Source organism: Mesorhizobium sp. M1409, from assembly GCF_040317535.1.
GTDB lineage: Bacteria > Pseudomonadota > Alphaproteobacteria > Rhizobiales > Rhizobiaceae > Mesorhizobium.
This window is the reverse complement of sequence record NZ_JAMYKV010000113.1, coordinates 1-5,256: the sequence shown is the minus strand read 5'-3', so window position 1 is coordinate 5,256 and position 5,256 is coordinate 1. Positions and strand designations below refer to the sequence as shown.

Below are 5,256 nucleotides of genomic sequence, written 5' to 3'. Positions count from 1 at the left end.
CATCGAAGCAGAAATCAATCCACTGATCGTGCGCCCCTCAGGGCATGGTGCGGTCGCCGTGGATGCGATCATGCGGTTCGTCTAGTACCCCTGCACAGAGATTATGACTCTTTGGCGGTTGGCTTTGGATAGGTTTTGGCCATTTTGAGACGGGCCTGCTCGGTCGAGAACATCCAATTGATGCGGGCGCCACTGGCGTTTCGCTGGTGTTCCCAAGCGGCGACCTCGGCGACGAGGCATGCGCGGCTTTCGATGCGGCGGTCGAGGCACTGGCTGCGCAGGACGCCGATTTCGATCTCGACCATGTTGAGCCAGCTGGCGTGCTTGGGCGTGTAATGGAACTCCAACCGTCGGAGGATACGTCGCGCCTCTGACGCCGGCAGCTCTGGTAGAGCGCGGCGGGCGTGTGGGTCGACAGATTGTCGAGGACGACGCGGATGCGCTCGGCCTGCGGGTAATGGAGATCGGCGAGATCGCGCATGCAGTGGGCAAAGTCGTCTGCCGCGCGCCGATCGGTGACCTTCACCTTGCGCCAGGATCGGTGCGCATCGAGGAAGACGAACAGGTTGGCGGTGCCGTTGCGCTTGTATTCGCAGTCGTGGCGCTCCAGCCGGCCCGGCGCGGGCGGGATCGGCTGGCGCACCTCGCCGATGAGCTGGGTCGGGCTTTCGTCGAAGCACACCACCGGCCGCTGCGGATCGGAGGCTTCGGTGTAGAGATCGAGCACATCCTCCATGCGCGCAACATACTCCGCGTCGACCTTGGGAATGCACCACATGTCCTTGCGCCAGGGCTTGAGGTCGTTCTCGGCCAGGCGCCGGCGCACCGTCTCGCGCGACAGCTGTTCGTGCTCGGTCAGCTTGACGAACGCGTCGGTCAGCAGCTCCAGCGTCCAGCGGGCCCGGCCCGGCGGCGGACTGGAGCAGGCCGTGGCGACCAGCAGGGCTTCCTCCCTGCCCGTAAGCTTGCGCTCCGCCCCAGGGGCGCGGCTCTTCGCTGAGCGCCGCCTCCAGACCGATGTCCACGAAACGGCGCTTGGTGCGATAGACGGTGGAGCCGCCGACCACCACTGTCGCAGCAATGGCCTCATCGCCCAGGCCGGCATCGGCGGCGAGCAGGATTTGCGCCCGCTTGAGCTTGCGCGCCGGATGCCTGCCACCTGCCAGCATCGCTGTGAGTTCATCACGCTCGGGTTGGTCGAGATCGACGCGATAGCGTACATTCATCCGGAAGGCCTCCTTCGATTGCCAAGGTTCCGGAGGAATCGACAAATGAACTCAAATACTTACGGGCAGCCGCCGGACGCCCCCCAATTCACCGACAAACAGGGTCAGTATCTCGCCTTCATCTGGGCTTATATGCAGGTCAACCGCCAGCCGCCGGCCGAACGCGACATGCAGCGCTATTTCGGCGTCACCCCGCCTTCAGTCCACCAGATGGTGCTGACCCTTGAACGCTTAAGCCTGATCCGCAGGCAGCCTGGTGTTGCGCGAAGCGTCGAACTGCTCATCGACCACAACAGCCTACCGCCGCTGCAACCGATCCAACCCGTCATATCCTCTGTGCAGAGGTACTCTTATGACCGTGGTCAAGAGTGATGGATGAACTTTTCCGCCCCATGTCCTTTGTCACAGGTCAGTTGTGGCTGATAGGGCAGCACGGGGACGGGACGAGCCTTGAGACGACGGTTGATCACACTCTTATCCGCGGGTTGGCTACCGCACTTCCGTAATTCGTCCTGGGGCCTATCCCTGTCTAGAAGTCGGGCGTTGGGTGGATACCCAGCCACATAGTACCGACGGGAATTCCCCCACCGTGGCCACGTCCCGTCTCCGTGCTGTCCGGGCATGTTGCTCCGGATTGAAGCCGGTCAAATTAGTCAATCCGGCGGCGCTCTTGCCAGGAGAGCCCTTGTCGGAACCTTGATCTTCAATGCAGGAACATGTTGCATTCTTCAGCGCCCCGGTTCGACCTGGTGGCCGATGGCCCACAGGAACGCCGCCATCTCGCGCGCAATCGCCGCAACGACGATGGGTTTCTTTTTGCCCACAGCCATCATGCGCCGGTAACGGGCGCACAACCGGGTCTGCGCCTTCCAGGCGATCTCCCGCACCGCCTTCGGCAGCCCCTCGAGCCGGACGCGAATGGGCTCGCTTACCCTGGCGGGATAGCGGTAGGCCCAGGCACCTTCCACCAGGACGCGGCGTGCGCGGCGGTTGCCGGCCAACGTCAGGCCGCCGCGATTCACCGTGTCGCCGGTCGAGCGCTCCGAGGGCACCAGACCGAGAAAGGCCATCAACTGCCGCGGATTGTCGAAGCGGCGAACATCGCCGACTTCGCTGACGAAGGTGACGGCAACGATGAAGGAAACACCACGCAGCGCCTGATAGGCCGCCACCACCGGCGCCATCGACCAGCTCGGCACCAGTTCAGCCAGCTGGGCATCGAGCCGATCCAGCCGGTTCTGTGCGTCGGTGATTACGTCGACCTGGTCCTGGAACACGATCTGCTGGGCCGGATGGTCGAACTTCTGCGCCGCCAGCCAGCGGGCATGCGCCCGACTCCAGTTTTTATGGCCGGTAAAGACACGACCATGGCGCGGCAGGAACGAAAGGAGTTGCTGACGCTTCTTGCGCAGATCCTCGCTTGCCGTGGACCGTACGCGCACAAGATCGCGCACCGCTTCATGCACAGCGTCCGGAATCCATATTCCCTTCAACTCGCCGGCCCGCAAAAGCCGCGCCAGGCTCACCGCATCGCGCCGGTTGGTCTTGACGCGCTCGCCCGCGCGCTTGGGGATCAGCGAGGGCGCAACGACATCGCAGCGGTGTCCGAGCTCGACGATCTGGCGGTAAAACCCGTAGCCGGTCGGGCCGGCTTCATAGCAGAAATGCAGGTGAGCATGCTTTTTCTCCAGCTTGCGCACGAAGCGCTCCACCGCCGTCGGCGTCGCCTCGATCTCGCCGAAATACCGGACCTCCCCATCGCGGCCACCCTCGGCAATCGCAATCGCATGCTTGGCTTTCGACACATCGACACCGACGTAAAAAACATTATCTTGCTTCATGGCCCGTCCTTCCTTTGCTGGGGCTCGGCACGAGCAACCCCCGTTTGCTTAACAGCTGCAAAGACTAAGGGCGGGCCGCCGCTCAGACCACGGTCATAACGTCTAGCCGAATTTGAAAACTTTACTCGCGCTGCGGCCGCGCTGGGGCGCAAGCAACCGTCTATCAGGAGGCGGGTGAAGAAACTCGAAGAGATGGCCGGCACTCCATTGTTCAAGCGAGGTGCGCGAGGCGTGATCTTGACGCGCCCAGGAAATGAACTTCTCAAATCCGCACGGCGAATTCTTGACCTGCTTCACAAAACTGAAAAAATGTTAGGCGCACCGCCGACGACAGGGCACATCCGCATCGGAATCCTTGAGGAATGCGGGGCGTCTGACCTCCGGCACGCCCTTCGCGCGTTTGGAGATATACACCCACACGTCGCGACCACCGTTCAGTATGCGAAGCGCTGCAACAGGCGTTTGACCAGGGTGATCTGGACATCGCATTGATGATTTCGCAAGAGAAAAAGCCGAATGGAGAGATCCTGTTGGCGGACCCGCTGGTTTGGTCAACTTCGATGCTTCACAATGCGCATGAACAGTCGCCTGTTCCGGTGGCGATTTATGAGACTGCAAATTCAAGCTCGGACCTTGTTCTCCGCTCTCTGAAAACAAGAGGACGTGCTTACCGCGTCGCCTATGTTAGCGACAGCAGCGCCGGCCTGGAGCTCGCAGTGACCTCGGGCCTCGCGATTGGGCCGCTGTACCGGAGCGATGTTCCCCCGGGATGCCGGGAGTTGTCCGTCGTCGACGGTTTTCTGAGCCACTCCTCCTATCTTGCAATGTTTTTGCGCGAAGATGTACTCGACAGCGCGGCAGGCGCATTTGGCACAGGTGATCAGGGACGCGTTTAACAGCAGCGCTTTAGCTAAGGGTAGTTTGCGTTGTAGGGTGAATGATTGAAAGCGAATGCCCGCAAGTCGACCAAATGCGCGCTGCGATGGAAAAGAAACCGGTGCTCCACACATCCGTTCGGCACAACGCGCTTCACGATGCTACTCCATCCCCCCCGGCTTGCGGGGCATGGCGAAGCTCCGCGCATGAAGAATGGACCCGCTCTCGCGGGACACGGAGCTGAAGCCGTGCGCGACGCAATTACGCGCACCATCATCACCTTGCCTGAAGAACTGCGCCGTTCGCTTACTTGGGATCAGGGCGCAGAAATGGCGCAACACGATCGTCTCAAGATCGATGCGGGCGTCCAGGTCCACTTCTGCGATCCGCAAAGCCCATGGCAGCGGGGCACCAACGAGAACACCAGTACTTCCCAAAGGGGACCGACTTGAGCATCCACAGCGGCGATAAGATCGCTCCGGTGGCCGCGACCCTCAATGCCCGACCGAGAAAGACCCTCGGCTGGAAAACGCCCGCAGAGGCGCTTGACGAGTTGCTGCCATGAGTGAACACAATCGGTGTTGCGACGACCGTTTGAATCGTAAGCGACCGGTGACGGCCGCCTTCCGTGGTGGGGCTCGGATCGGATAGCGGTCGGGCTCTGGACGCTGAAGATAGTGTCCACGAGCGGGGCTTAATGGACACGATCGCGACGGATGGAATGGCTGGCCAAGATTTTCGTGGCGAGACGGCGCCCGCACGCCGACGCAAGTCATATACGCTCAAGAGAAGCAGCGGCTGGTTGCCGAGAGTTATGAGCCAGGTCCGTCGGTGTCGCTGGTAGCGCGGCGGCACGATATCAATGCGAACCTGTTGTTCACGTGGCGGCGGCAGATGCGGATGCCGGCTTCGGCGGCTTCGCCGCTGGAATTGAATCCATCCCGGTCGAGGTCATCAGCAGCGCGCCGGCTGCCTCACCAGCCGTAGCGACTGGGACGGAACAGCGCGGCGTGATTGAGATCGTCCTGGTCGGCGGTGTGCGCGTGCGGGTGGACACCGAGGTCAGCGAGGCAGCGTTGCGGCGAGTGCTGTCGGCTCTGAAGGCGGTGGCATGATTGCGCCCGGGTCTGGGGTGCGGGTCTATCTGGCGACGCAGCCGTGCGATATGCGCAAAGGGATGGATGGCTTAGCCGCCCAAGTCCAGAACGTGCTGGCCGCCGATCCCTCCTTATGCGTCGGGCGAGATTATGTGGCGGAGCCGCCCTGACGCCCGTCAGGGCCGGCCAAGTCCGACTTGCCTCCGCCGCATAATA

General features: G+C 62.1%; 5 protein-coding genes and 4 pseudogenes. 7 read left to right on the top strand and 2 right to left on the bottom strand.

Translation table 11 applies throughout. The annotated features are described in order from the left end of the window. Window positions 1-101: 101 nt before the first annotated feature. Window positions 102-1,226: pseudogene (locus NKG99_RS35235) on the bottom strand (IS630 family transposase). A 45-nt stretch (window positions 1,227-1,271) separates the two neighbouring features. On the opposite strand from NKG99_RS35235, the gene NKG99_RS35230 reads away from it, so the two are divergent. Further along, on the top strand, window positions 1,272-1,598 hold the full coding sequence (locus tag NKG99_RS35230; RefSeq protein ID WP_352874047.1) for a LexA family protein: 327 nt from the start codon (window positions 1,272-1,274) through the stop codon (window positions 1,596-1,598). 356 nt (window positions 1,599-1,954) lie between these two features. On the opposite strand, the gene NKG99_RS35225 is transcribed toward NKG99_RS35230, so the two are convergent. Beyond that, window positions 1,955-3,067, bottom strand: coding sequence for an IS110 family RNA-guided transposase (locus tag NKG99_RS35225; protein WP_352874046.1), 1,113 nt, complete (start codon window positions 3,065-3,067; stop codon window positions 1,955-1,957). Between the two features lie 114 nt (window positions 3,068-3,181). On the opposite strand from NKG99_RS35225, the pseudogene NKG99_RS35220 reads away from it, so the two are divergent. The 6 genes and pseudogenes from NKG99_RS35220 to tnpB all read left to right on the top strand — a co-directional run. Further along, window positions 3,182-3,559 (top strand): annotated as a pseudogene (locus tag NKG99_RS35220) (LysR family transcriptional regulator); the annotation flags it as partial. Further along, window positions 3,517-3,963 carry a LysR substrate-binding domain-containing protein gene (locus tag NKG99_RS35215; RefSeq protein ID WP_352874049.1) on the top strand — a complete coding sequence of 149 codons (447 nt, stop codon included), beginning with the start codon at window positions 3,517-3,519 and terminating at the stop codon, window positions 3,961-3,963. The pseudogene NKG99_RS35220 and the gene NKG99_RS35215, both read left to right, overlap by 43 nt. Before the next feature lie 123 nt (window positions 3,964-4,086). Continuing rightward, window positions 4,087-4,508, top strand: a pseudogene (locus NKG99_RS35210) (IS30 family transposase); the annotation flags it as partial. 209 nt (window positions 4,509-4,717) lie between these two features. Beyond that, window positions 4,718-4,834: pseudogene (locus tag NKG99_RS35205) on the top strand (transposase); the annotation flags it as partial. Then, window positions 4,825-5,058 carry a hypothetical protein gene (locus NKG99_RS35200; RefSeq protein WP_352874045.1) on the top strand — a complete coding sequence of 78 codons (234 nt, stop codon included), beginning with the start codon at window positions 4,825-4,827 and terminating at the stop codon, window positions 5,056-5,058. The pseudogene NKG99_RS35205 and the gene NKG99_RS35200, both read left to right, overlap by 10 nt. Further along, entirely contained in the window at window positions 5,055-5,210 is a 156-nt protein-coding gene (gene tnpB / locus NKG99_RS35195) for an IS66 family insertion sequence element accessory protein TnpB (RefSeq protein WP_352874043.1), read from the top strand. The genes NKG99_RS35200 and tnpB overlap by 4 nt, the downstream gene beginning before the upstream one ends. Window positions 5,211-5,256: the final 46 nt, after the last annotated feature.

Excerpts from the sequence above, each read along its gene's own strand:
- NKG99_RS35230 (WP_352874047.1), top strand. The coding sequence starts at position 1,272 with ATGAACTCAAATACTTACGGGCAGCCGCCGGACGCCCCCCAATTCACC.
- NKG99_RS35225 (WP_352874046.1), bottom strand. The coding sequence starts at position 3,067 with ATGAAGCAAGATAATGTTTTTTACGTCGGTGTCGATGTGTCGAAAGCC.
- tnpB (WP_352874043.1), top strand. The coding sequence starts at position 5,055 with ATGATTGCGCCCGGGTCTGGGGTGCGGGTCTATCTGGCGACGCAGCCG.